The organism is Flavobacterium tructae (genome assembly GCF_001853485.1).
GTDB lineage: Bacteria > Bacteroidota > Bacteroidia > Flavobacteriales > Flavobacteriaceae > Flavobacterium > Flavobacterium tructae.
The window spans coordinates 705,734-729,626 of the sequence record NZ_MIKE01000011.1; the positions used below are offsets into that span (position 1 = coordinate 705,734).

Annotated in this window: 25 protein-coding genes; 6 read left to right on the forward strand and 19 right to left on the reverse strand. The window is 33.9% G+C overall.

Annotated features, from left to right (window positions below; translation table 11 throughout):
• Nucleotides 1-23: 23 nt before the first annotated feature.
• From BHE19_RS05055 to BHE19_RS05130, 15 genes are all read right to left on the reverse strand, one after another.
• Complete coding sequence (locus BHE19_RS05055; RefSeq protein WP_017496877.1) at nucleotides 24-1,040, reverse strand: sugar phosphate nucleotidyltransferase; 1,017 nt, start codon at nucleotides 1,038-1,040, stop codon at nucleotides 24-26.
• An 82-nt stretch (nucleotides 1,041-1,122) separates the two neighbouring features.
• Entirely contained in the window at nucleotides 1,123-1,557 is a 435-nt protein-coding gene (gene dut, locus BHE19_RS05060; protein ID WP_017496876.1) for a dUTP diphosphatase, read from the reverse strand.
• A 28-nt stretch (nucleotides 1,558-1,585) separates the two neighbouring features.
• Complete coding sequence (locus BHE19_RS05065; RefSeq protein ID WP_070906203.1) at nucleotides 1,586-3,046, reverse strand: lipopolysaccharide biosynthesis protein; 1,461 nt, start codon at nucleotides 3,044-3,046, stop codon at nucleotides 1,586-1,588.
• Between the two features lie 94 nt (nucleotides 3,047-3,140).
• Nucleotides 3,141-3,587, reverse strand: coding sequence for a GNAT family N-acetyltransferase (locus BHE19_RS05070; protein ID WP_070906204.1), 447 nt, complete (start codon nucleotides 3,585-3,587; stop codon nucleotides 3,141-3,143).
• A gap of 478 nt (nucleotides 3,588-4,065) precedes the next feature.
• Entirely contained in the window at nucleotides 4,066-4,926 is an 861-nt protein-coding gene (gene atpG / locus BHE19_RS05075; protein WP_017496873.1) for an ATP synthase F1 subunit gamma, read from the reverse strand.
• Between the two features lie 83 nt (nucleotides 4,927-5,009).
• Nucleotides 5,010-6,587 carry a F0F1 ATP synthase subunit alpha gene (atpA, locus tag BHE19_RS05080; protein ID WP_017496872.1) on the reverse strand — a complete coding sequence of 526 codons (1,578 nt, stop codon included), beginning with the start codon at nucleotides 6,585-6,587 and terminating at the stop codon, nucleotides 5,010-5,012.
• 38 nt (nucleotides 6,588-6,625) lie between these two features.
• Nucleotides 6,626-7,159: an ATP synthase F1 subunit delta gene (atpH, locus tag BHE19_RS05085; RefSeq protein WP_017496871.1), complete on the reverse strand. Its 534-nt coding sequence runs from the start codon at nucleotides 7,157-7,159 to the stop codon at nucleotides 6,626-6,628.
• Nucleotides 7,160-7,163: 4 nt separating this feature from the next.
• Nucleotides 7,164-7,664, reverse strand: coding sequence for a F0F1 ATP synthase subunit B (locus tag BHE19_RS05090; protein WP_017496870.1), 501 nt, complete (start codon nucleotides 7,662-7,664; stop codon nucleotides 7,164-7,166).
• 89 nt (nucleotides 7,665-7,753) lie between these two features.
• Nucleotides 7,754-7,951 (reverse strand): ATP synthase F0 subunit C, encoded by a 198-nt coding sequence (gene atpE, locus BHE19_RS05095; RefSeq protein ID WP_008465835.1) that lies wholly within the window; start codon nucleotides 7,949-7,951, stop codon nucleotides 7,754-7,756.
• Nucleotides 7,952-7,984: 33 nt separating this feature from the next.
• A complete protein-coding gene (atpB, locus tag BHE19_RS05100; protein WP_070906205.1) occupies nucleotides 7,985-9,163 on the reverse strand; it encodes a F0F1 ATP synthase subunit A in 1,179 nt (392 codons plus the stop codon).
• Between the two features lie 565 nt (nucleotides 9,164-9,728).
• A complete protein-coding gene (locus BHE19_RS05110; protein WP_070906207.1) occupies nucleotides 9,729-9,956 on the reverse strand; it encodes an AtpZ/AtpI family protein in 228 nt (75 codons plus the stop codon).
• Complete coding sequence (locus tag BHE19_RS05115; protein ID WP_070906208.1) at nucleotides 9,904-10,332, reverse strand: bactofilin family protein; 429 nt, start codon at nucleotides 10,330-10,332, stop codon at nucleotides 9,904-9,906. The genes BHE19_RS05110 and BHE19_RS05115 overlap by 53 nt, the downstream gene beginning before the upstream one ends.
• A gap of 2 nt (nucleotides 10,333-10,334) precedes the next feature.
• Complete coding sequence (gene porW, locus BHE19_RS05120; RefSeq protein WP_070906209.1) at nucleotides 10,335-12,953, reverse strand: type IX secretion system periplasmic lipoprotein PorW/SprE; 2,619 nt, start codon at nucleotides 12,951-12,953, stop codon at nucleotides 10,335-10,337.
• An 88-nt stretch (nucleotides 12,954-13,041) separates the two neighbouring features.
• Nucleotides 13,042-13,737, reverse strand: a complete 696-nt coding sequence (locus BHE19_RS05125) for an ABC transporter ATP-binding protein (RefSeq protein WP_017496864.1) — start codon at nucleotides 13,735-13,737, stop codon at nucleotides 13,042-13,044.
• Nucleotides 13,738-13,835: 98 nt separating this feature from the next.
• A complete protein-coding gene (locus tag BHE19_RS05130; protein WP_070906210.1) occupies nucleotides 13,836-15,296 on the reverse strand; it encodes a DUF5687 family protein in 1,461 nt (486 codons plus the stop codon).
• A gap of 127 nt (nucleotides 15,297-15,423) precedes the next feature.
• On the opposite strand from BHE19_RS05130, the gene BHE19_RS05135 reads away from it, so the two are divergent.
• The 3 genes from BHE19_RS05135 (at nucleotide 15,424) to BHE19_RS05145 (ending at nucleotide 17,474) form a co-directional block, all read left to right on the forward strand.
• Entirely contained in the window at nucleotides 15,424-16,476 is a 1,053-nt protein-coding gene (locus tag BHE19_RS05135) for a ferredoxin--NADP reductase (protein ID WP_070906211.1), read from the forward strand.
• Nucleotides 16,477-16,601: 125 nt separating this feature from the next.
• Complete coding sequence (locus BHE19_RS05140; RefSeq protein ID WP_070906212.1) at nucleotides 16,602-16,910, forward strand: hypothetical protein; 309 nt, start codon at nucleotides 16,602-16,604, stop codon at nucleotides 16,908-16,910.
• Nucleotides 16,911-17,060: 150 nt separating this feature from the next.
• Nucleotides 17,061-17,474, forward strand: a complete 414-nt coding sequence (locus tag BHE19_RS05145) for a hypothetical protein (RefSeq protein ID WP_070906213.1) — start codon at nucleotides 17,061-17,063, stop codon at nucleotides 17,472-17,474.
• On the opposite strand, the gene BHE19_RS05150 is transcribed toward BHE19_RS05145, so the two are convergent.
• Together BHE19_RS05150 and BHE19_RS05155 are read right to left on the reverse strand one after the other, a co-directional pair.
• Nucleotides 17,463-18,470 (reverse strand): glycosyltransferase family 9 protein, encoded by a 1,008-nt coding sequence (locus tag BHE19_RS05150; protein WP_070906214.1) that lies wholly within the window; start codon nucleotides 18,468-18,470, stop codon nucleotides 17,463-17,465. The genes BHE19_RS05145 and BHE19_RS05150 overlap by 12 nt on opposite strands.
• Before the next feature lie 40 nt (nucleotides 18,471-18,510).
• Nucleotides 18,511-19,116 carry a DUF4254 domain-containing protein gene (locus BHE19_RS05155; protein WP_070906215.1) on the reverse strand — a complete coding sequence of 202 codons (606 nt, stop codon included), beginning with the start codon at nucleotides 19,114-19,116 and terminating at the stop codon, nucleotides 18,511-18,513.
• Between the two features lie 111 nt (nucleotides 19,117-19,227).
• Here BHE19_RS05155 and upp point away from each other — a divergent pair, with 111 nt between their 5' ends.
• Entirely contained in the window at nucleotides 19,228-19,881 is a 654-nt protein-coding gene (gene upp, locus BHE19_RS05160; RefSeq protein WP_017496857.1) for a uracil phosphoribosyltransferase, read from the forward strand.
• On the opposite strand, the gene BHE19_RS05165 is transcribed toward upp, so the two are convergent.
• Nucleotides 19,876-20,805 carry a DUF6427 family protein gene (locus tag BHE19_RS05165; protein ID WP_070906216.1) on the reverse strand — a complete coding sequence of 310 codons (930 nt, stop codon included), beginning with the start codon at nucleotides 20,803-20,805 and terminating at the stop codon, nucleotides 19,876-19,878. The two genes, upp and BHE19_RS05165, sit on opposite strands and share 6 nt — an antisense overlap.
• 141 nt (nucleotides 20,806-20,946) lie before the next feature.
• Here BHE19_RS05165 and BHE19_RS05170 point away from each other — a divergent pair, with 141 nt between their 5' ends.
• Nucleotides 20,947-21,177 (forward strand): DUF6341 family protein, encoded by a 231-nt coding sequence (locus BHE19_RS05170; RefSeq protein ID WP_017496855.1) that lies wholly within the window; start codon nucleotides 20,947-20,949, stop codon nucleotides 21,175-21,177.
• Here BHE19_RS05170 and purD read toward each other — a convergent pair.
• On the reverse strand, nucleotides 21,169-22,443 hold the full coding sequence (gene purD, locus BHE19_RS05175; protein ID WP_017496854.1) for a phosphoribosylamine--glycine ligase: 1,275 nt from the start codon (nucleotides 22,441-22,443) through the stop codon (nucleotides 21,169-21,171). The genes BHE19_RS05170 and purD overlap by 9 nt on opposite strands.
• 134 nt (nucleotides 22,444-22,577) lie before the next feature.
• Between purD and BHE19_RS05180 the strand changes: the two genes are divergently transcribed.
• Nucleotides 22,578-23,888: a phenylacetate--CoA ligase family protein gene (locus BHE19_RS05180; RefSeq protein ID WP_070906217.1), complete on the forward strand. Its 1,311-nt coding sequence runs from the start codon at nucleotides 22,578-22,580 to the stop codon at nucleotides 23,886-23,888.
• Nucleotides 23,889-23,893 lie beyond the last annotated feature (5 nt).

Consider the following 23,893-nt stretch of genomic DNA (forward strand, 5'->3'; position numbering starts at 1 on the left):
ACGAATCTATTCCAACTGATAATCTATTCTAAAACTGAATAATCTCCAATGCTTACACTGCTAAACTTACCATCATAAACCACATGATTTCCAATCATTGCATTGTCAAGCTGTGCATTTTTTATTTGAGAATAAGTTTGTATTAAACTGTTGCTAATTGTACTATCTGTAACGTGACAACCTTTACCAATGGATACATTTGGACCAACTGTTGTGTTTTTCAACACTACATTTTCGCCAATATAACACGGTGGAATGATAGTTGAGTTTTCCAATTTCACGTCGTAATCTACTAAGTGCTCCCCATCATTGTGTAAAAACCCTAACATTCTTGAATTTGTTTCAACGGTAACATCTTTATTTCCGCAATCCATCCATTCATCCACACTTCCGGTTTTAAACACTTTACCGTTTGCCATCATGGCTTTGATACCGTCGTTAATTTGATATTCTCCACCATTTTGAATGTTATTATCCAAAACTCCCTGAAGTTCCTTTTTCAAATCACCTACTTCTTTAAAATAATAGATTCCAATCACCGCTAAGTCACTAACAAATTCTTTTGGTTTTTCTACTAATTCTATAATTTCATTATTGGCGTTTAACTTTACTACACCAAATGCTTCCGGCTGATCTACTTGTTTTACCCAAATAACGGCATCCGCAGCAGGATCTAATTCAAAATCGGCTCTGATTAAAGTATCTGCGTAAGCAATTACTGCCGGACCTGATAAAGATTCTTTGGCACACATAATCGCGTGACCTGTTCCTAAAGGTAAATCCTGACGGTAGATGGAAGCTTTAGCTCCTAAACTTCCAGCCAATTCTTCTAAACTTGCTACAAGATCGTCTCCAAAAAAAGCCGCGTCTCCTAAAATAAAAGCAACCTCTTCAATAGGTTCTTTTAAAATTTTGGCAATGTCTTCCACCAATCGGTGCACGATCGATTTACCTGCAACTGGAATTAATGGTTTTGGAACTGTTAAAGTATGTGGTCTAAGTCTTGATCCACGACCCGCCATTGGAACGATTATCTTCATTTTTTTATTGAAAGATTAAAAAATTGAAAAATTAAAAAAATAGCAAATCTTTTAATTTTTCAATTTTTAAATTATTAAATTTTTATTTTACTCCTGTACTGCCAAATCCGCCTTCTCCTCTTGACGTTTCAGAAAGTTCTTCAACTTCAATCCACTCTGCTCTTTCATGTTTTGCAATGATAAGTTGTGCGATTCGCTCTCCGTTTTCGATTACGAATTCTTCATTGGATAAATTTACTAAAATTACGCCTATTTCACCTCTATAATCTGCATCAACAGTTCCTGGAGAGTTTAAAACGGTTACTCCTTTTTTCGCCGCCAGTCCGCTTCTTGGTCGTACTTGTGCCTCATAACCAATGGGTAACTCTATAAAAAGTCCGGTTTTTACAATGGTTCTTTCTAAAGGTTTTAACGTAATAGCTTCTGTTAAATTGGCACGCAAATCCATTCCTGCCGAAGCTATCGTTTCGTAGTTCGGTAAAGCGTGCTGTGATTTATTGATAATTTGTATTTTCATTTTTATTATAAAAGATTAAAAAGTACCCTTACTTTTTATTCATCATTCCTTTGATTGTTTGTTTTTCGTTATGATACACAAAATAGACAAAGCCCAAAAACAACGGGATTCCAACGAAATAGTTTTCTCTAAATCCATAAAAAGAAATAGCCGAAAATACGATTGAAATTCCTAAGTAAGCTCCAATTTTGTTCATATCATAAGGGATTGGATAGTATCTGTTTCCTAAAATATACGAAATCAACATCATACTTCCGTACGCTGAAATAGTCGCAATTGCAGAACCGTAGTAACTGTACTTTGGAATTAAAACATAGTTTAAAATCAAAGTCACGATGGCTCCTACAATCGAGATATATGCTCCAATTTGTGTTTTGTCTGTCAGTTTATACCAAACCGATAAGTTGTTGTAAATCCCTAAAAAGAAGTTTGCCAAAATGATCAACGGTACCACTTTCATAGCCTCCCAATACGATTTATTATCTAGTAATAAATATTTTAAAACGTCTGCAAATACAATGACACCTAATAAAATCAATGATCCTAAAATCACGAAGTATTTTGTAATCACGGCATAGGTCTGAGGTGCATTTTCGTTTTTCGCATGACTGAAAAAGAAGGGTTCGATTCCTAATCTGAATGCCGTTGCAAATAAAACCATGAACAGTCCAAGTTTGTAACAGGCGGAATACGCTCCAACTTCAGATTTTGCAAGATTCTCAGGTAATAGATAACCCAATAAAATTTTATCAAAATGTTCGTTAACCGCAAATGCAAGTCCCGCCACTAAAATAGGTAAACCATATTTCATCATTTTTTTCCATAGTACCGGATCAAATTTTCGTCCAAGTGAAAGATAATTTGGTGAAAGCACGATGAACGTCGCTAAACTCGCCAATAAATTTGCAATAAAAATATAAGCAATCTGAAAGTTTTCGACATACAAATTATCCCAAACAGAATTAGGGTTTGATGCTGCCAGTTTAGGAAGGTACATCAGAAAAAATATGTTCAGTAACAGATTGATTATAACATTACCTATTTTAATCGCCGCATAAACCATAGGCCGCTGATTGGCTCTTAACTTAGAAAAAGGAATTAAAACCAAGGCATCTAAAACCAGGATCCATACAGTGTACGTGATGTACTGTACATCTACTTCGGCCAGAGTTGCCAATGTATTTCTAAAAATTAAGGCTGCAAATAAGAAAATTATGGACGACCAGAATATTGAAATTGTAGAAGTAGCTATTACATTTTTCTTATCGTCTTCGGCACTGTAAAACCTAAAAAATGCCGTTTCCATTCCGTAGGAAAGTACTACATTAAAGAAAACCATCCAGGACAAAACAATCGAAACTTCACCGTATTCTGCAGTTGGTAAAATACCTGTGTACAATCTGACTAACAGAAAACTCAGCATTCGCGGCAAAACCGTCGCTAGTCCGTAAATAGCCGTTTGTTTGAATAGATTTTTATATAATCCCAAAATATATGTGTGTAATAAAATTTATAAAACAAAAATAACCAATTCTTTGGTTTATTATTGATTTTGCGCTTCAATAAAAGAACTTGCCGGAATTTTAGTGAGTTAATTTTTTTTCGTCCAAAATTTTAACAAAATGAAAACCTCTTGGCGCGTACCCCTGATTGTAATAGAAACGATGCGCGGCAAAATTTCCGGTAAAAGCATCCAAAACGATACTGCTGCAATCTAAATCCAGGGCTTTCTGTTCGATATAATCCGTCAGTAATTTGCCTATTCCTTTTGATCTAACGTCCGGATTTACGACAAAATTGTCTATTTCAAGATATTTACCTGTCCATAGTTTGGTAGCCGACCAGCAACCGGTAATTCCTAAACAAACGCCTTCTTCAAAAACTCCGATCTGGATGTAGTTATGTGGAACCATTTCTGAAAGATATGCTGTGTACTTTTCTACTGAAAGATTTGGATAAAGAAATCGCATGGTTTCAATTTGTTCCAGCATTTCTTCGACTGTAGTGAGTTCTTGTATTTGTAGTTTCATTGTTTAAAAAAATAGATTTCAAAAATACTCAATTTTTTCCATTGCTCCTCACAAAATTGAACCGCAACTTCACCTGTAAAATGTATAAAAAAGTTCTAAAATTATATAAATTTCTAAAACCGGTTCTATCTTAACTTTGTAACAAAGGGAATGAGAAAAGCTAGAATACAACCCTTAAAAAAAGCAAAGCATGAGGACAAATAAAGCTAGTTTGTTCCTATAAAAGACAAAGCAACGGGATTGATTCTGCTGAAATGTAACCCTCAAAAAAACAGAGCATTGGGATTAATAAAGCTAGTTTGTTCCCAGAAAAGACAAAGCACTTGGTGATTTATAAAATGGTATTGATTCTCTTTTTTGACTAAATTGAGAATCACCATTTTATAAGCTTCATTTCAAAAAACAACAACCCTATATATAAAAAAGGAGCCGACATTGATATGCCGGCTCTTTTGCTTTTTCTTATACTGAAATTTTCTTATCCATTTAAAGCTTCCGCTCCACCAACGATTTCTAAGATCTCGTTAGTAATAGCAGCCTGACGTGCTTTGTTGTAAGTTAATTTCAACTGGTTTCTTAATTCAGTTGCGTTGTCAGTTGCTTTGTGCATTGCTGTCATACGTGCTCCGTGTTCTGAAGCAAATGAATCGCGGATTCCTTTATATAATTGTGTTTTCAATGATTTAGGAATCAAAGTCAACACGATTTCTTCTTTTGAAGGTTCAAAAATGTAATCTCCTGTAGAAACTGCAGCATCAGATTTAATTGGAGCTAACGGTAAAAACTGTTCTGTCTGAACAATTTGAGTCGCAGCATTTTTAAACTGATTGTAGATCAATTCGATTCTGTCGTACTCTCCAGTAAGGAATTTCTCTGTTAAGTTATCAGCAATTCCGGCAACATTTTCAAAAGTTAAATGATCAAAAATTGCATTATGATGACCGTGTACTTTATGCGTTTTGCTTAAAACATCATTTCCTTTTTTACCAATAGCAAAAACGTCAACTTGTTTTCCTGCGTAAAATTCGGTACGATTCTTAACCTCTTTAATTACGTTAGAATTGAATGCACCACATAAACCTCTGTTTGAAGTTATGGCTACAAGCAATACTTTTTTTACTTCACGTTGAGTAGTGTAATCACCTCCAACTTCACCATCAAGTGTAGCGGAAAGATTTTGCAACAACTCCGTTAATTTCTCGGCATAAGGGCGCATCGCAGTGATTGCATCTTGTGCTTTCTTAAGCTTTGCAGCAGAAACCATTTTCATAGCCGATGTAATCTGCATCGTCGATGAAACGGAAGTAATTCTATTACGGATTTCCTTTAAATTTGCCATTAATTTTATGTTTATTGTTTGTTGTTTTTAGTTTATTGTTGGGACAAACCACAAACAATAAACTAAAAACTATAAACTAAATATTAGTTATATTTTGCTGAAATTTCTTTTGCTGCTTTTTCGATAACATCAGTAATGTTGTCATCTAACTTACCAGCTTTTAACGCGTTAAGCGTATCTTTATGTTTGCTGTTTAAGTAAGCTAAGAAATCAGCTTCAAATTCTTTTACTTTATTTACAGGTACGTTTCTTAATAAGTTTTTAGAACCTGCATAAATAATAGCTACTTGATTTTCAACAGGATAAGGATCGTTTAAACCTTGTTTCAAGATTTCAACGTTTCTTTTTCCTTTTTCAATTACGTTTAAAGTAACTGAATCTAAGTCAGAACCAAATTTAGCGAAAGCTTCTAATTCACGGAATTGAGCTTGATCTAATTTTAAAGTTCCTGAAACTTTTTTCATTGATTTAATCTGAGCATTACCTCCAACACGAGATACAGAGATACCTACGTTGATCGCAGGACGAACTCCAGAGTTGAACAAATCTCCATCAAGGAAAATCTGACCATCTGTAATCGAAATTACGTTTGTTGGGATATATGCAGAAACGTCACCAGCCTGAGTTTCGATAATTGGTAATGCAGTTAATGAACCACCACCTTTTACGATAGACTTGATAGAATCTGGTAAATCGTTCATGTTTTTAGCAATTCCATCATCAGCAATTACTTTACAAGCACGCTCTAATAAACGAGAGTGTAAGTAGAAAACGTCTCCAGGGTAAGCCTCACGTCCCGGTGGTCTTCTTAATAAAAGAGAAACCTCACGGTAAGCAACAGCTTGTTTAGATAAATCGTCATAAACAATTAAAGCCGGACGACCTGAATCTCTAAAATATTCTCCAATTGCAGCACCTGCGAAAGGAGCATAAACTTGCATTGGAGCCGGATCAGAAGCATTAGCTGCAACAATAACTGTATAAGCCATTGCACCTTTTTCTTCTAACATTTTAGCAATTCCTGCTACAGTTGAAGCTTTTTGCCCAATTGCAACATATATACAGAATACAGGTTTTCCTGCATCGTAAAATTCTTTTTGATTTAAGATTGTATCGATACAAACAGTTGATTTACCTGTTTGACGGTCACCAATTACAAGCTCACGTTGTCCACGACCAACCGGGATCATAGCATCAACTGCTTTTACTCCAGTTTGTAATGGCTCCGTTACCGGCTGACGGAAGATAACACCAGGTGCTTTTCTTTCTAAAGGCATTTCGTATAAGTCTCCACCAATTGGTCCTTTTCCATCAATTGGAAAACCAAGAGTGTTTACTACACGTCCTACCATTTGCTCACCTACTTTAAGAGAAGCAATACGTTGCGTTCTTTTTGCTGTTGATCCTTCTTTGATTCCAGTTGATGGTCCTAAAAGTACCACACCAACGTTGTCTTCTTCAAGGTTCAATACAATAGCTTCAAGTCCGTTGTCAAATTCAACTAACTCACCATATTGTACATTCGATAGCCCGTAAATACGAGCAATACCGTCTCCAACTTGAAGTACTGTTCCTACTTCCTCTAGCGTAGCACCAGATTCAAAACCTTCTACTTGCTTTCTTAATATTGCTGAAATTTCAGCAGGTTTGATTTCCGCCATCTTAATTTATAATTTAGACACTTTTATGTGTAATAAAACTAATTACTTAACTCTCTTTTTAATACCTGCAATCTGTTTGCAACAGAAGCATTGTATTGTTGATCACCTATTCTTAAAATAAACCCTCCAATGATAGATGGGTCTACTGTATTTTCAATTGTTATTTTTTTATCTGATAAAGTCGCCACTTTTGCCAAAACTTTAGCTTCTAAAGCGGCATCCATTGGGATTGCTGTTGTAACTTTTGCTACTTCAACACCATTACCTTCGTCAAATATTTTTTTGTATTCTAAAGCAATAGCTTCCAGAATTTCAAATCTTTTGTTTTCAAATAATAAATGAAATAACCCTTTAGTTACACCATTTACATCTGCGAAAACTTCTAAAAGAGCACTTTCTTTAACTTCAACTTTTGTCGTTGGGTTTTGAATAAAGGCACTTAATTCTTCATTACTTTCAATTGCCGTTGCAATTGACTTCATATCGTTATTGACAGCTTCGGCAACACCTTTAGAGTTTGCTAAGTCCAGAATTGCTTTTGCATAACGAATTGCTGCTCTTGTACTTGCCATAATCTTAGTTTAGCTTTACGTCACCTAACATTTTCTCTACTAATTTAGTTTGAGATTCTTTGTTAGATAATTCTTCTTTCAATAATTTTTCAGCGATGCTTAATGATAAAGTTGAAACTTGTGATTTCAATTCAGCCATAGCAGCATTCTTTTCACTTTCGATAGCAGCTTTAGCTTGCTCGATCATTTTTTGACCCGCTTCTTGTGCTTCGTTTTTAGAATCAGCAATCATTTTCTCTTTCATTTCACGAGCTTCTTTTAGCATCGCGTCACGCTCTGCACGAGCTTCATTCAAAATTCTTTGATTGTCAGCTTGTAAGTTTTCCATTTCTCTCTTTGCATTTTCTGCAGAAAGTAATGCATCTTTAATACCTTCTTCTCTTGCTGTAATAGATTCCATAATTGGTTTCCAGGCAAACTTTACTAAAAGTAAAATCAAAACCAACAAGATTAGCGCTTGCCAAAAGAATAAACCGAATGAAAAATCGTTAATTAACTTATCCATTTTATAACTATATTAAATATTTAATTTCTTTTTTTAAAAGTAACAACACCTTTAACCAACCGTTAAAGATGTTGTTAGTTCTTTCTTTATTATTTTCCTAAGATTAAAGCAGCAAACGCTAAACCTTCTAATAAAGCCGCGATAATAATCATCGCAGTTTGAATTTTACCAGCAGCTTCTGGTTGACGAGCAATCGCGTCCATAGCAGATCCACCGATTTTACCTAAACCTAAACCTGCACCGATTACTACTAAACCTGCACCTACTAAAGTTGGAATTGTTCCCATAAGTATTTATATATATAAAATTAAACTTCTAAATTAAATAATAACATTGTCTTCGTGTCCATGCCCATGATCATGGTCGTGATCTGCAACAGCCATACCTATAAATAATGACGATAACATTGTGAAAATGAACGCTTGCAAAAATGCAACTAAAACTTCAATTACCGAAATAAATAATGTTAGTCCTAAAGAGATTGGCAAATCTGCTGCTAAATTTTTACCTACGAAAATCATCGCGATCAAACTCATAATTACTACGTGACCTGCAGTAATATTTGCATACAAACGAATTAATAATGCAAATGGTTTTGTTAATGTTCCCAAAACTTCGATTGGAGCTAAAATAATTTTCATCGGAACTGGTACTCCTGGCATCCAGAAAATGTGTCCCCAATAATCTTTGTTAGCACTAAACTGAGTAATGATAAAAGTAAACGCAGCTAAACAAACTGTGATTGCAATATTTCCTGTAACGTTAATTCCAAGTGGAGTCATACCTAATAAGTTTAACAACCACACAAAGAAAAACACCGTTAAAAGGTAACCCATAAATTTTCTGTATTTTTTCTCTCCAATATTTGGAACGGCGATCTCATCTCTGATGAAAATAATAAGCGGTTCTAATACTCTTCCGAAACCAGTTGGGATTGGTCCTTTTTTATAGGACTTCGCTAATCCGGTAAACATTAAAAATAATAATACCGAAACAAAAAGCATTGACACTACATTTTTTGTAATCGAAAAATCTAATGGTTTTTCGTTTTCAGGATGTCCGTGGTCATTAAAAGTAATAGTTCCCGCAGCATCTGTTTTGTAAATTTTACCGTGAACTAATTTGTAGAAGTTTCCGTCAACTTCAGCAACTGCTTCACCGTGGTGTAATTTTGAAGAAGAGAAAATTTTCAAACCTCCGTCAATAAGAATTACAGGTAATGGAAAACCGTAATGTTTATTTTCTTTTTCATCTGAGAAGAAAACAAAATCATGAGAATCTTGTAAGTGATGATCAATAAAAGCGTCCACTTTTGCTTTTGGGTCAAGAGCTGCATGCTCCTCTTCTGACGGCGCGTTATGTGAAATTACTTTTTCTTCATGAGCGGCTTCAGCATGTACATGCGTTGAGTCATTCTCTGAATTTGCAAAACTCATTACTGGAGAACAAGCTACTAAAGCTGCAAGAATAAATTTGAGCGGTTTGTTTGAAATCACCATATCTGTTAAAAATCTTATTTTTTACGTTTCTAAAATTTGGTGCAAAGGTACATTTTTTATTAATATTCAAAAGGATATGAAAAATTATTTTTGAACCTTCTTTTGCATAATCCCCATTTTAATGCTTTTCATTTAATAATCGGACAGTTAAAAGCGTCTGAAATAACAAAAACAAAATAAATGTTATAAAAAAATTGATTTTTTCAACCATCACCTCGCCACTTTTGTTTTCCAAAATCGGCCTTAAAATTAAATAGGCTAATAACATTTGGCTGGCGGTCCCGAAAAGGAAAGCCATTCCAACAATTTCAAAATTCTTCTTTTTTACTACTAATAATATAAGGTATAAAAATGCCGACAGTGTGAAAAAAATCAAATACAAAAAGGCTGTACTATAATAAAAGTTTTGGGTATTAATTTCTAAAACTGAAAAAAGTGCTTTGTGCAATAAGTAAGCCGCCAAAGCAAAAAAGAATAAATATAGAATGGGTTTGTAATTTTTTAAAAGCATTTGATTTTTTTTTGCAAAGATGCAATATTTATTTCAAGCTGTTTAAAAGATGATTTACTTTGTTTTATTGATTTCGTTAACCTGACGAATTACATTGTACAAAGCCAATCCAACTCCAATCATGACAAAGATGGTGTTGTAATTTAATTTTGGACTGGGATGATTTTCATCCAGCCAGGTACCAAAATAGGAAAATAAAAAAATAATGATCCCCATTTGAACGGGAATATTAATGAGCGGAAGCCACTTGTTCCTTTTGTTTTTGTTCGGTTCCTTTTCCATCTTTTAGGGTTACATCTTTAGTATGAGTTAACATGGTACAGGTAGCGGTAAAATTTGCGCCTGGTTCAATAGACAGTTTTCCTATGGCAACTTCTCCATGAATCTGTGCCGATGCTTTTATATTAAGGACTTCTAAAACTTTAATTTTTCCTTGAAATACTCCTTCAATATCGGCATTATTACAAACTATTTCACCTTTAACAACGCCGGAAGCTCCAATAACCAATTTACCTTGTGAAGTAAAATTTCCTATCAATTCTCCATCCAGTCTAAAATCGTCTTTAGCAACGATGTCTCCTACAATAGAGGTTCCTTCAACTATTCGATTCGTTTTTCCTAAAAGTTCTGTTCCGTTTTTTTTTACTTTATCAAACATGATTATGGTGTTTTGGGGGCTAAGTAGGTATCGAGATTTTTCTTAATTTGAACCAATTTATAATTATCACTCGATATGATAATTGCGGGATTCGGTATCTTGTACTTTTTATCGTCTCTAAAAACTCCTGAAATATCTCTGGCGTATGCCTCTGATTTTAAACCGTGAATCACCACAAAACTTTCGGTTCTATTGTATTTATCAAAAGAGGTTGTCAATCTCTCATAATTTTCAACTAATAAAAAGACTCTGATCGCTTCTTCAATCTTTTGACGAGTTTTAGTGTCATTATTAGCAACTACATATACAATTTTCCAGTTTTTACTGTCAACAGAAGTAAAATCAAGTTTTTCTAAAGCCGGTATTTGCTTTTCTAAAATCTCACGAGCATTTTTTCCTTCATCACTGTTTGGATAATTATCGGCAACTGATTCTAAGCCTTTTTTGTATGCCGTTAAACCATTTACTTTTCCTAAAGTATTGGCTTTTAACAATTCATACTTTGAAACAATTTCATCACCTGAATATTGATTGATCAGATTGTCAATATTATCTAAGACGGTATCAAACTGTTCCTCCTGAAACAATTTATACCATTTTTGGTACTCTTTATCCGGTGATGCTAAATCGGCCGCATTGGTATTGTTTAAAATTTGAGCATATCGTGAAGTCGGATAATTGTTTGTAATATCTGATTTTATCCTTTCGGCGCGTGCAGGATTTGTAATTTGATATATTTTGTACAAATTATACATCGCCGGTAAAATCAATTTTTCCTCCGGCTTATTTTTTAGTAATTGTTCCAGTTTGTCACTCGCCAGATTGTATTCCTTAAACTTTTCTTTGTAGATAAGCCCTAATTGATAGTACGCAAAATTACGTTCTACACCAATACTATCAATTGCAACTTGTGTTTGAGGGAGCTGTTTTTCGTAGAAATCTGTAGTATATTTTTCAATAACTATAGTGTCTTTAAGTGCATTTGCAGCGTTATTATTTAACGTATCATTTAATGCGGCATTATTGGCTGATTTCACAGCGGCCAATCTCCAGTTGCCTTCTAAAACCCGATTACCCCATAATTTCTTAAACTGTAATTTTCCGTAAGCAACTGTGGTAGGATTGTAAAAATAAAAAGTACTGGTACTGGTACTTGCCGTTTCATTTCCTGACGGCGGATTAAATGCTCCTATTCCGGGATTAGCCGCTCCAACTGACTGAGGGTTAACCGCTGTTGGTCCTCCATTAGCATTTGTGTTACGATCGATATTGGCCAGTTTTTCCTTTTCTTTTTCTTCTAAGATTCGTTTCTCCTCGTCTTTTTCTTTGAGAACAGCTATATAATCATTAAAATAACTTTTTCTGTCAGTCGGAGACAAACCGTATACTTTTATGATGCTATCGTTACGTTTTGCAATTGCTTCGTACTTGATAACGTTGTCCAGATTTTTTCTGTTTTTTTCAATAAAAGCAAACTCTCTGGATTTAGGATCTAATTTTACTAACGTACTGTCATAATATTTGGCAGCGATAGTGTAGTTGGTATTCTTAAAATACATGTCGCCAATATTTCTATAAGTCGACGCTATTAAATAAGGGTCTTTTGACTTTCTTCCCAATGACTTGTTGTAGAAAACCAAAGCATCCTGCTGTTCGTCATTTTTGTCAAAGAAGACTCCCATTTCATAAAATAAAACATCCAGATAAGGTCTGTTTTCACGATCTGCCACTAACTTATTGTACATTTCTAAAAACAAATCCTGATCTCCATTTTTATAATCAAACATTTGCGCCTTTTTTGCGTAGGCATGCATCATGTATTTTCGATCCGCTTTTCTGTTCATGTCAATTACACCGTCATAGTAATAAAAGGCGCTGTCTCTTATTCCGGCTTCCTGATACATCTGACCTAAGATAAAACGGTAACGTGCGCGGTCCTCATTTATTCTGGTAAACTCCTCGGCGATTTTAAGTTTGGCAACTGCACTGTCCTTTTTTTCCAAATTCAAATAAGCTTCTGCCAATAAAGCATTCGCATCTGAAAATGTCTGCTTGTTCAGATCTGTATTTTTTAAGAGCAAATTGATATTTTTTACCGCAATAGCATCATTACCTAAACGCATATTGGTTTTCTCGCGCCAGATTTTCGCTGTATAAATATTACTGCTGTTTGGGTATTTGTACAAAATATAATTAAATGCCTCCAAAGCCGGAATAAACCTCTGATCGTAGTATCTGGCTTTTCCAAGCATCAGATAAGCCTCGTCGATTTGCGAATTTCGCTCTCTTCCTCCAATATTCATGGAGTGCTTCTGAATCGCTTTTGTGGCCTTGGTCTCCGCCTTTTCAAAATCAGCATTTTTGGGTTTATCTCCTTGTGAAAAGTTCTCATCAAACTGCATCTTTTCGATCGGAAGCATTTTCCAGAAGTTATCCTGATTATTCGCATGAACAGCCTTTAATCCTTTGTCAAGACCAATTCCGCCATTGTACAGAATGTTATATTTTGTACTTAGCGCATGGGAATTTCTCGCCAAAAAATTATTTTTCTTGGTAGAACAGGCTATCAAAAAGAATAAAAAAACAATAAAAAAACTATATTTAAGAGTATTCTTTTTCAATAGAAAAGAGTTTATATCAATTAACTTCTAAAAAGGATTTTTAGTATATTGACTTGTAAAAATACGCTTCTTTTTGAAATATAGAAACTTATACTGCAAAAAACAATTCCAGTTCTTGTAAGGTTTCTTTTGAAGTTTGAATGTCCTTCACAATTTCTCCTTTATTTAAGGCTACTATTCGGTCACAAACCTCTACGGTATGCTGCAAATCATGACTGGAAACCAGCACGGTAACATTTGGATTATCTGCCAGATCTTTAATAATCTTTTTTAATCGGCTTACCGTTGTCGGATCCAGATTTGCAAAAGGTTCGTCTAAAATAACGACTTCCGGATTTCCGATAAGTGTAGCAATTATACCTACTTTCTTCTGATTCCCCTTAGATAAATCTCTTAAATATTTTTTGTTGTTCAGGATTTCTCCGTTAAAAAACTCTTCATGCTGCTGTAATAAAGCATCAATATCAGCTTTGTTCTGGTGGCGTAAATCCCCAATAAAATAAAAATATTCCTCAGGAGTTAAATACCCAATCAAAAAACTTTCATCGAGAAAAGATCCTGTGAAAGATTTCCAGTTCTCGTTTGCATTCACCTGAATATCGTTGTTTATTATATTTCCCGTTGAAGGCTGAATCAAATCAAGTAACAAGCTGAAAAAAGTGGTTTTTCCCGCCCCGTTATTTCCTACTAGTCCAAAGCTCTGCCCTTTTGGAATTTCAAGATTGTTTATGTTTAAAACTGTTGTACCGTTGTATTTTTTTGAAAGTTGGTTTACTTGTATCATTTTTGAAAGTTTAATTGTTGATTTAATTAATAGTTAATTTATTGATTTACAACTACATGATATCAATTTTATAATTGACACATTTTCTAATTAACTAATTAGTTTTTTTGCTTATAAGCGCTTATGGTGCTGTACTTCTCTATTTTATATCTTTTTTCGATCAGTGAAAATACTTTTTCTTTAAAAGCAAAACCTAAAACTCCTGCCCCAGCTACAAGTGCTAATCCTATGGTTTTGTTTCCTAAATACAATCCGATTCCGTAAAGTCCTAAAGGCACTAATATCTTTGGTAATGTCAGCAGCATTGCATTAACATTAAACGCTTTTTTATCTCCAAAGGCACCTCCCGCCGAACTCAAATCAATTGGCGTTTTTGTAAAAGCACCGCCCAAAAGTACCAGATGCGAATTGACTCCTATATTGTAAATTGCTCCAACAACAACCGTTAAATAAATTTGCCATCCAAAGAAAAGATAAAAAGACGCCAGTATTGTAGAGATGAAAGTAGCAATAACAATCAGCCACCATTTTGACGTTATGTAACCGCGATACGGAATATTCTGGGTCATCATTAATTGGTAATACGAACTATCCCAGCTCGGTACAAATTGTCCGAAGACGAATAAGAACCCACCTGAAACAAATATTCCTGCAAAAATGGTCATCACCTCGGGCTGTTGTTTGTTTCCGAAAAAGATAAGTCCGTAAAACAAAAAGATAAAACTCATTACCAGAGTCGTTTTTGATCTTTTGTTTCTCTTAATCAATTTGATATCGTTTTTAAGAAAGGTTCCTAATGTTCCGAATTGATTCAGCCAAGAAAGATTTTCAGTAGTAGCGATGTCTTCTTTTTGTGAAAGTCCTGCATCTAAAAACAAATTATTCTTGAAATATTTGAAAGTAAACAGATAGAGCCCTATCAGAATCAAAGCAGGAATCAAAAACAATCCTTTTGTCGCATAAAAACCCTGGAAAATTGGGGTTGTAAAACTGGTAATATCAAAGAGTTTATAATACTGTGCAGCTCCTAAAGCGATAATTGCTCCAACAAAAACAACAAACAACTTGTCGATATTACTTAGAATAATATTCAAAAAATTGTTGATATAAATTAAGGAGAATGCTGCTAAAAACCAGAAGATAACTCCCAAAAGATCATAACCTTCTAAAACTAACACTATTGAAAAAGGAATAAAAAACAGTGCATGAACCCAATTGAAAAAAGACAATGCTGTTTTGCCTAATGAAAAATGAACAATGGTCGGTTTTTTGAAGGGTAGAATTAATAATGGTTTAATATTCAAAACCGGAATTGCCTGCATCAATAAACGAATCACCAGATCGAAAAGAAAATAGTAAATCAAAAATTGGTTGATTGTCACCAGAGGCTCCAGTTTCATTTTTTTTAAAATATAGAATGCCCCTATTCCGGCTCCGACAAAAAGCAAGGAAAAATAGACCATTAAAAAACCTAATAAAACTTTCATCACGACGCTTGTGCCGAATGATGCAGATCTAACAAAGGCTTTCCATTCCAGATAAATAAACTTTTTAATCATGGTTATTTGTTTTGAGTTTTCTAGTATGTGATCAAATGTAAGAAAACGTTACAAAAAAAGTTAAAAATAATCGTTTAGTGCCTGTCAATTAACTGTCGTTTGCTACTTTTGCATAAAAAATACAATCATGCCTTCATTCTTAAAACTAATAATTAAAGAGGTAAAACGCGAAACTGCCGATGCTGTTTCTGTACTTTTTAATGTTCCTGAAGAACTAAAATCGGACTATAAATTTATAGCCGGACAATACATAAATTTAAAACTAACTCTTGATAACCAAGAGATTCGTCGTGCTTATTCTATTTGTTCTGCACCGGAAAGCAACGAATTACGCATTGCTGTAAAAGCAGTAAAAAATGGTTTATTTTCTCAATTTGCCAATACGAGACTTAAGGCTGGAGATGTTCTTGAAGTAGGTCATCCGGAAGGGAAATTTACTTTTGAACCAGATGCTGAAAGACAAAAAAACTATGCGGCTTTTGTGGCCGGAAGCGGAATTACTCCGGTACTTTCTATTATTAAATCGGTTTTAAAAAGTGAGCCAAAAAGTTCATTTGTATTGGTTTATGGAAACAAAACTCCTGAAGATACAATTTTTTACCAGGAATTACATGATTTACAATTACAGTATGTAGGTCGTTTTTTCATCCATTATGTTTTTAGTCAGGCTAAGGCTGAAAATGCTTTGTTTGGAAGAATTGATAAATCGGCAGTAAATTTTGTTTTGAACAACAAACACAAAGAATTACAATTTGACAAATTTTTCTTGTGTGGTCCTGAAGAAATGATCGATACGGTTTCGGGAATTTTAAAGGAAAAGAATGTAAAAGAATCTGCAATTAAATTTGAACTTTTTACTTCTTCTACTCAGGAAAATAAAATCAATACTTCATTAGAAGGACATACAAAAATTACGGTTTTGGTTGATGATGACGAAGTTTCATTCGAAATGTCTCAAAAACAAACCATCCTTGATGCCGCTTTAAAACAAGGAATCGACGCTCCATACTCTTGTCAGGGTGGAATTTGCAGCAGCTGTCTGGCTCGTGTAACTTCCGGAAGTGCTGAAATGACTAAAAACTCGATTTTAACGGATAGCGAAATCGCTGATGGTTTAATTTTAACCTGCCAGGCACATCCTACTTCAGAGTCTATTTATGTAGATTATGATGATGTTTAATCGTTAAAATTTCAAAATATTCAAATTCCAAATCCCAAACTTACAATTGGGATTTGGAATTTTTTTTGTTTTATAATTATTAGCAACCTTTGTAAAATTTGAATTTGGAACTTAAAAATTATGCTATGAAATCTGTACAAGAAATTTTTAAAAATAAAGAATATCTTCTGGATGAACCTGAAGTTGAAAAACTTGTAGAATATTGTGAAGAACTTCAGGATGAACTTATAGAATTTAAATTTCAGAAGACAAACAACAAAGAACTCGCCATGCTGGATATGCTTAAAGAAGTTATAAAAGGCTGTGATGCTGTCGAAAAAGAACAAATGGAACACGAACGATTTGGTTATGAAGCACCAAATTATCAAGCCACGATTTCGAATCTAAAAAGTTATATTTATAGCAGATGCCGGGATGAGAAAATTTGGCTCTAATTGCAATTATAATAAAAGCATTTTTTCGATAAAATATTGCTGAATTTTTATTATATTAGAGGTAAAATTATAGCAATCACAATCTCATGTGTTCTTCTCTAGATTTGTAGCGCTAAATCAAATTTGTCAACAGTTTAAATCTTAAATATTATGACAATACATCACTTACTTCGTTTATCCTTTATAGCAATTTTTGTAATAACAGCTCTTTTTTGTATCTACTTTATCATTAAGAAACAACAAAATAAAAAAGGTCCCAAGTTACTTACCAAAGAAAAATATAGTGCCACAATGATTGGTAAAATGACTGAAATAAATGTTTCTGAGAAGAATACTTTTAATATCTGGCCCTACATAAGCAAATTAAAAGCTGCTAAAATACTATCGAACAAAATTAAAGAGTCACAATTGGTGCACAAAATCTACAGAAATTCAACGGAAGATTTTGAGCACATTTTATTGTCTACAGAAAAAGAAAATCATTTTGTTGTAATCGTTGCTAATAAAAACAAAAAGAAAACAGTTGGATACTTTCTCTATGATTTAAACGGATTATATGCTTAACTGAATCTTCGTGACGATGTCTTTGGGTGAAATCGATCTCATAGCGTCTTCGTAACCTTCAACGATTTTGTTTCCATAAACAGATGTTGGTAATTTTGGATATTGATTTCTGTCTGAAACCAAAGCATTTTCCATTGTTTGTCCGAATGGTAAAAATCCAGCATACGGATGTGTAGCACCCCAAAGTGTAATGACTTTTACTCCCAGCATTGCTGCAATATGAGCATTTCCGGAATCCATAGAAAGCATAACGTCTAAATTACTAATGAGCTGTAGTTCCTGTTGAAATTTAATTTTTCCAGCCACATTAACTACATTTTCAAAGGATTGTGAAAACGAATCCAGGATTTCAATTTCTTTCTTTCCTCCACCAAAAAGTAAAATGATATACGTTTTATTCTCCGCCAATTTTGCAATTACTTCCTGCATTAAATCTTGTGGATATACTTTAGAATTGTATTGTGCGAAAGGTGCAATCCCAATTAATTTTTGGTTTTGATCGCCAATGATTTCTAAAATATCTGAGCTTAATTTTGCTTTTTTCGGGAATTCAGGATTTGATAGGTCTAAAGGAAAACCAAGTTTTTCAAATACTTTTGCATGCCTTTCAAACATGGTTGGCAATTGTGCAAAAATTTTATTCTCGGCACGAGTTAATTCTTTTTTACCTTCTCGTCCTTTATCCACTGTGGCTCTTTTTTTTCCGCTTAAAGCAAAAAGAAGGCTTACAATTTTGGATCTCAGAACATTATGAAGGTCTGCAAAAGCATCGATTTTGAGTTTTTTTACATCACTGTATAATCTAAGTAGCCCTGCAAATCCTTTGTGACGTTGCTTTTCATCAAAAGCAAAAAACTCAAGATTTGGGATTCCTTCAAAAAATGGCTTAAAAAACGGTCGTGAAATTACGGTGATTTTAACCGTTGGATACTGCTTTACAAAAGCTCGTAAAACAGGAACCGTCATGGCGACATCTCCCATTGCGGATAGTCTCATGACGGCTATATGCTTTATTGTATTGGACAACTCTGCCAAATTATTTTTTGTTTTGATATAAAACAGGATTCAATTCATCGTCATTGTACATTTTCATTTGTTTGTACACTTTCATGAATTTATCTCCATTTTCAATGTCAGTCAATAAATCATCGATTGCAGTTGATAAATCGCTTCTTTGTTCTAAAAGTACATTTAATTTCTCCTGACATTTATCTCTGTGCTCCTGTGAAGCTTCAACACGCGTTGCCTCCTCATGCATGTGATAAATTTTTAAAGCTAAAATAGACAATCGGTCAAAAGCCCAAGCCGGACTTTCAGAATTGATTTTTGCCCCGTCTTTTACTTTTACTTCACTGTATTTTTGTAAAAAGTAGCTGTCGATATATTCCACCATATCTGTACGCTCCTGGTTTGAAGCATCGATTCTTCTTTTTAGAGTCAAAGCCGCTACCGGATCAATTTGCGGATCACGAATGATATCCTCAAAATGCCATTGAACAGTGTCAATCCAGTTTTTCAAATACAATAAATGTTCAAATTTATCCTTTGGGTAAGGATTGTTTATAGGTTGATCAACATTATCAAATTGATGATAATCTTTAATGCTTTGTTCGAAAACAGAATATGCTAATTTTGAAAACATGTCTTTATTTATTAGAGTCACAAAGATACTTTTTATACTTTTATGGTGTGAAGAAAACGATTAATTTTTCGTTATTGCACTACAATCTATCCATAATTCTAAAAATTCAGTATGAAAATTCATTATATCTCCAAAAATAATAGCGTATTAAATCACTTTTTAGGCCAAATCAGAAATGTTAATGTTCAGAACGACAGCATGCGTTTCCGAAGAAATATTGAACGAATTGGCGAAATTATGGCTTATGAACTGAGCAAGGATCTGGCTTATAAAAATGTTGAAATTCAAACTCCGCTTGGCATTAAAAATACAACTGAAATAGAGAGTGATTTAGTCTTATGTTCCATTTTAAGAGCCGGTTTACCGTTGCATAATGGTTTTCTAAATTACTTTGACCATGCCGAGAATAGTTTTGTTTCGGCTTGCCGATACCATCCAAATAACGATGCCGAATTCGAAATTCGGGTTGAATACCAGGCTGTTTCAAACATAAACGACAAAACTGTTTTACTTCTTGATCCAATGTTGGCAACGGGTCAGTCTATCGTTGCTGTTCACGAAAAACTAATTCAAAATGCAACTCCAAAAGAGATTCATATAGTTGTAGTTATTGCTGCACCGGAAGGTGTTGCTTTTCTGGAAGAAAATCTTCCGGAAAACTGTCATTTATGGGTCGCTTCTTTAGATGAAAAACTAAATGAAAAAAATTACATCGTTCCAGGTCTTGGCGATGCCGGAGATCTTGCTTACGGAAGTAAATTATAATTGAGAGAAAAATGTAAATAAACTACACAAAATCAACACATAAAAAACAATTTCATTATTGAGCTTTTGTTGCATATACTCTACATGACTTGCTGCCATAATAGTCAAGGGCGCAACACTAAAAAAGAGTAAATCGTTACTTTTATCCGGCGATAGAATATAAACAAAGGCTGCAATAAAGAAACAAGCTACTACTTTTTTGTATGAAGAATGCACTATTTGTGGTCGATTTGACAATGTAGTCAGCATCGAAACTACAAAAAATAAGGCTACGGCCACATAGATTGAAAGTGCTCCATTTTCATAATTGCTCTTGAAATAATCAATGTTAAAATCGATTACAGCACGTTTCTGAAAAAAATCTGTGATGTCGATATGGAAAATTAAAGAGACCAATAAAAAGATTATGGACACTGCTACAAGTGCTATAAAAGGTAAAATCCAATTTCTATAATCTCTGGAAACATGGAAAACTATCGAGATAAAAACTAAAATCAGGAAAAGAATACACCAAAATTGAAATAAAGAGGCTATTAAAATCCAAAATGATGCATCAAATATTTTTTCCTTAGAAGCTTTCAACGACTGCAGAGAAATCAATCTTCGAAGTGCCAATAGTATGAAAAAGTTACCATATATTACATTGGCATTGTTAAATATTGTGGGGAAAAACAAAAGAAACAATAAGTAAAAAAATATCGCGTAACCATTGTCTTTACTGAGTCCGTTCTTTTTTACGATAAAATTTATCAGGAAAAATGAGGCCAAAATAAAGCACAGTAAGCTCACTTTTTGGAATGCCAAAAAATAAGATGTTATCCAGGAAGGTTCCTGAATTTGAAACAGAAAAAAGAAAACCAGTATTAAAATTACGACCAATGAATAATTTAATGGTGTAGATTTTTTAAAAACACTTGTTATCATAAGGATATTTTATACTTTTGTGATTGTAAATATAATACTTGTTTAAAAAGGAAAACCAACAAGTTGAAAAAAGATTCTGCGAGCAGACTTCTGGTTTCAATGCGTTACACAACAATAAATAACATATAATTTTATAAAATTATGACAGCTTTTTTTGAAGGAATACAGTACTTATTCGTTAACATTTTATTCGCACCACTTGATTTTTTACGTCGTTTGGAACTTGTTACATGGTTTGGTGCTAATACTATCAACTGGATTTTCATGATCATCTGTTCATGCGCAATCGTTTATTGGATTAAACAATTACGCATTTTTGATGATGCCGGAACAGAAAACCAAGATACTACGGCTCACTCTTTTTTAAAGTAAGTCGAAGCCGATATCTTTTCTAAAATACATCTTATCAAAGCTTAGTTTATCTATGTTTTGGTAAGATTTTTTTATGGCCTGTTGGAAATCGTCTCCATAAGAAGTTACCGTTAATACACGTCCTCCATTACTCACGATACTATCGTTTTCTAATTTTGTACCTGCATGAAAAACAATAGAATCTTCAATATTTTCTAAACCGGTAATTACTTTTCCTTTTTCAAATTCTTCAGGATATCCACCGGAAACCACCATAATGGTAGTTGCACTTCTTGGATCAACTTTTAATTCGAATGTATCTAATTTTTGATTGGCTACCGAAAGAAACAATTCTACTAAATCAGATTCTAATCTCGGTACTACAACTTCAGTCTCAGGATCTCCCATTCTTACGTTGTACTCAATTACTATTGGTTCATTTTTTACATTGATCAAACCAATAAATACGAATCCTTTATATTCAATTCCATCCTTTTGAAATCCTTCGATAGTTGGTTTTACAATACGTGTTTCAATTTTTTCCATCAAAACAGCGTCAACATAAGGAACCGGAGAAACAGCTCCCATCCCACCTGTATTTAAACCTGTATCGCCTTCACCAATACGTTTGTAATCTTTTGCTGTTGGAAGGATTTTATAGCTTTTCCCATCAGTCAAAACAAAACAGCTTAATTCAATTCCGTCCAAAAATTCTTCGATTACCACTTTTGAACTCGCTGCTCCGAATTTTTCGTGAACCAACATGTTTCTCAATTCTGTTTTAGCTTCTTCTAAATCCTGAATAATCAAAACTCCTTTTCCTGCAGCCAAACCATCGGCTTTTAAAACGTATGGAGGTTGTAATGTTTCCAAAAAAGCACATCCGTTCTCTACCGTTTCAGCCGTAAAACTATCGTAAGCGGCAGTTGGAATATTATGTTTCATTAAAAACTCTTTGGCAAACTCTTTACTTCCTTCTAACTGAGCTCCTAATTTTGATGGCCCAATAACCGGAATATGTTGTAAGCTCTCGTCGTTTTTAAAATAATCGTAAATCCCTTTAACCAAAGGATCTTCCGGGCCTACGACTACCATTTTTACATTCTCCTGAATTACAAATGCTTTGATTGCATCAAAATCTGTTGGAGACATTGCAACATTTGTAGCAATTGCCGACGTTCCAGCATTTCCAGGTGCAACAAAAAGTTTTTCGCAAAGCGGACTCTGAGTCATTTTCCAGGCAAAAGCATGTTCTCTTCCGCCCGATCCCAATAGTAAAATTGTCATGGTGTAGTTGTATTTAGTTGTGGTGCAAAAATAATTGCTTTTACACGTAAAAAATAATTAAATCTTAAAAAGTTGTTGTTTGTTCTCTGTTAGTAATTTGATAATATTATTTTTGACGAAAATTAGCTCCTCAAATGATTTCTCTTTTCGATATTTCGCTTCAATTAAATGGTTTTCCAATTAAGAAAGCCAAAACACAATTGGATGAAATCAGAAATTTATCGGAAGAACAGTATGCACATTTTCTTCAAAACAGAAAAGAAGAAATCGTAGCTTTTCATTTGGAAAACAATTCTTTCTATCAGGAATTGGCTGGAGATAATACAAAATTGGAATGGGAAAATTTACCCATCTTAAACAAACAAAATTTACAAAAACCACTAAAAGAAAGGCTTTCAAAAGGCTACACCTTAAAAAATGTGTACCTCAACAAAACTTCAGGATCTAGTGGAACTCCTTTTGTTTTTGCCAAAGATAGGCATTGCCATGCCCTGACCTGGACTTCGATTTTTATGCGTTTTGGCTGGTACAATATCAATTTTAATCGCTCGTATCAGGCTCGATTCTATGGTATTCCGATGAATTTTGCCGGATATCATAAAGAACGAATTAAAGATTTTTTGACGCATCGTTTCCGATTTCCGGTTTTCGATTTATCTGATGGCGTTCTCGAAAAATTTCTGCAAAAATTCAAAACTAAAAAATTCGATTATATCAACGGTTACACGAGTTCGATTGTTTTATTTGCTAAGTATTTAGAGCAAAAAAATCTTATCTTAAAAGAAGTTTGTCCCTCTTTAAAAGCTTGTTTTGTTACTTCGGAAATGCTTTTTGAATCCGACAAAAAACTCTTAGAAAAGCAATTTAATATTCCGATTATTAATGAATACGGCGCTTCAGAACTCGATTTGATTGCTTTTGAAAACTTAAAAGGTGAATGGCAGGTCAATTCCGAAACACTTTTTGTGGAAATTCTGGATGAAAACAATCAGGTTCTTCCTTATGGGAAAGAAGGCCGAATTGTGATTACATCTCTGTTCAATAAGGCACATCCCTTTATCAGATATGATATTGGTGATATCGGAATTTTGGATGAAAAAAGTACTCCGCAGAAACCCATTCTAAAAAAACTTGTTGGAAGGACCAATGATATTGCTGTCTTACCAAGCGGCAAAAAAGCACCGGGTTTAACCTTTTATTATGTTACTAAAAGTATTATTGAAGACGATGGAAACGTTAAAGAATTTACCATCAAACAAACACAATTAAATACTTTTGAAATTGAATATGTTAGTGATATTGAATTAAATATAACTCAAATTCAAAAAATTGAAAAGGCAATTACGGTATATTTAGAACCGAATTTAACTTTCAGCTTTACCCGAAAAACAGTTTTAGACAGAAGTAAAAGTGGAAAGTTAAAACAATTTAAATCTTACCTTTAATATAA

What these genes read in the sequence shown, in the direction of transcription:
- BHE19_RS05145 (WP_070906213.1), top strand. Translation starts at nt 17,061, where the DNA reads ATGACAATACATCACTTACTTCGTTTATCCTTTATAGCAATTTTTGTA.
- BHE19_RS05140 (WP_070906212.1), top strand. Translation starts at nt 16,602, where the DNA reads ATGAAATCTGTACAAGAAATTTTTAAAAATAAAGAATATCTTCTGGAT.
- BHE19_RS05165 (WP_070906216.1), bottom strand. Translation starts at nt 20,805, where the DNA reads ATGATAACAAGTGTTTTTAAAAAATCTACACCATTAAATTATTCATTG.
- BHE19_RS05135 (WP_070906211.1), top strand. Translation starts at nt 15,424, where the DNA reads ATGCCTTCATTCTTAAAACTAATAATTAAAGAGGTAAAACGCGAAACT.
- upp (WP_017496857.1), top strand. Translation starts at nt 19,228, where the DNA reads ATGAAAATTCATTATATCTCCAAAAATAATAGCGTATTAAATCACTTT.
- BHE19_RS05125 (WP_017496864.1), bottom strand. Translation starts at nt 13,737, where the DNA reads ATGATACAAGTAAACCAACTTTCAAAAAAATACAACGGTACAACAGTT.
- atpG (WP_017496873.1), bottom strand. Translation starts at nt 4,926, where the DNA reads ATGGCAAATTTAAAGGAAATCCGTAATAGAATTACTTCCGTTTCATCG.
- atpB (WP_070906205.1), bottom strand. Translation starts at nt 9,163, where the DNA reads ATGGTGATTTCAAACAAACCGCTCAAATTTATTCTTGCAGCTTTAGTA.
- BHE19_RS05115 (WP_070906208.1), bottom strand. Translation starts at nt 10,332, where the DNA reads ATGTTTGATAAAGTAAAAAAAAACGGAACAGAACTTTTAGGAAAAACG.
- BHE19_RS05155 (WP_070906215.1), bottom strand. Translation starts at nt 19,116, where the DNA reads ATGTTTTCAAAATTAGCATATTCTGTTTTCGAACAAAGCATTAAAGAT.
- atpH (WP_017496871.1), bottom strand. Translation starts at nt 7,159, where the DNA reads ATGGCAAGTACAAGAGCAGCAATTCGTTATGCAAAAGCAATTCTGGAC.
- BHE19_RS05055 (WP_017496877.1), bottom strand. Translation starts at nt 1,040, where the DNA reads ATGAAGATAATCGTTCCAATGGCGGGTCGTGGATCAAGACTTAGACCA.
- BHE19_RS05110 (WP_070906207.1), bottom strand. Translation starts at nt 9,956, where the DNA reads ATGGAAAAGGAACCGAACAAAAACAAAAGGAACAAGTGGCTTCCGCTC.
- BHE19_RS05180 (WP_070906217.1), top strand. Translation starts at nt 22,578, where the DNA reads ATGATTTCTCTTTTCGATATTTCGCTTCAATTAAATGGTTTTCCAATT.
- BHE19_RS05130 (WP_070906210.1), bottom strand. Translation starts at nt 15,296, where the DNA reads ATGATTAAAAAGTTTATTTATCTGGAATGGAAAGCCTTTGTTAGATCT.
- atpA (WP_017496872.1), bottom strand. Translation starts at nt 6,587, where the DNA reads ATGGCGGAAATCAAACCTGCTGAAATTTCAGCAATATTAAGAAAGCAA.
- purD (WP_017496854.1), bottom strand. Translation starts at nt 22,443, where the DNA reads ATGACAATTTTACTATTGGGATCGGGCGGAAGAGAACATGCTTTTGCC.
- BHE19_RS05070 (WP_070906204.1), bottom strand. Translation starts at nt 3,587, where the DNA reads ATGAAACTACAAATACAAGAACTCACTACAGTCGAAGAAATGCTGGAA.
- atpE (WP_008465835.1), bottom strand. Translation starts at nt 7,951, where the DNA reads ATGGGAACAATTCCAACTTTAGTAGGTGCAGGTTTAGTAGTAATCGGT.
- BHE19_RS05150 (WP_070906214.1), bottom strand. Translation starts at nt 18,470, where the DNA reads ATGAGACTATCCGCAATGGGAGATGTCGCCATGACGGTTCCTGTTTTA.
- BHE19_RS05170 (WP_017496855.1), top strand. Translation starts at nt 20,947, where the DNA reads ATGACAGCTTTTTTTGAAGGAATACAGTACTTATTCGTTAACATTTTA.
- BHE19_RS05090 (WP_017496870.1), bottom strand. Translation starts at nt 7,664, where the DNA reads ATGGATAAGTTAATTAACGATTTTTCATTCGGTTTATTCTTTTGGCAA.
- dut (WP_017496876.1), bottom strand. Translation starts at nt 1,557, where the DNA reads ATGAAAATACAAATTATCAATAAATCACAGCACGCTTTACCGAACTAC.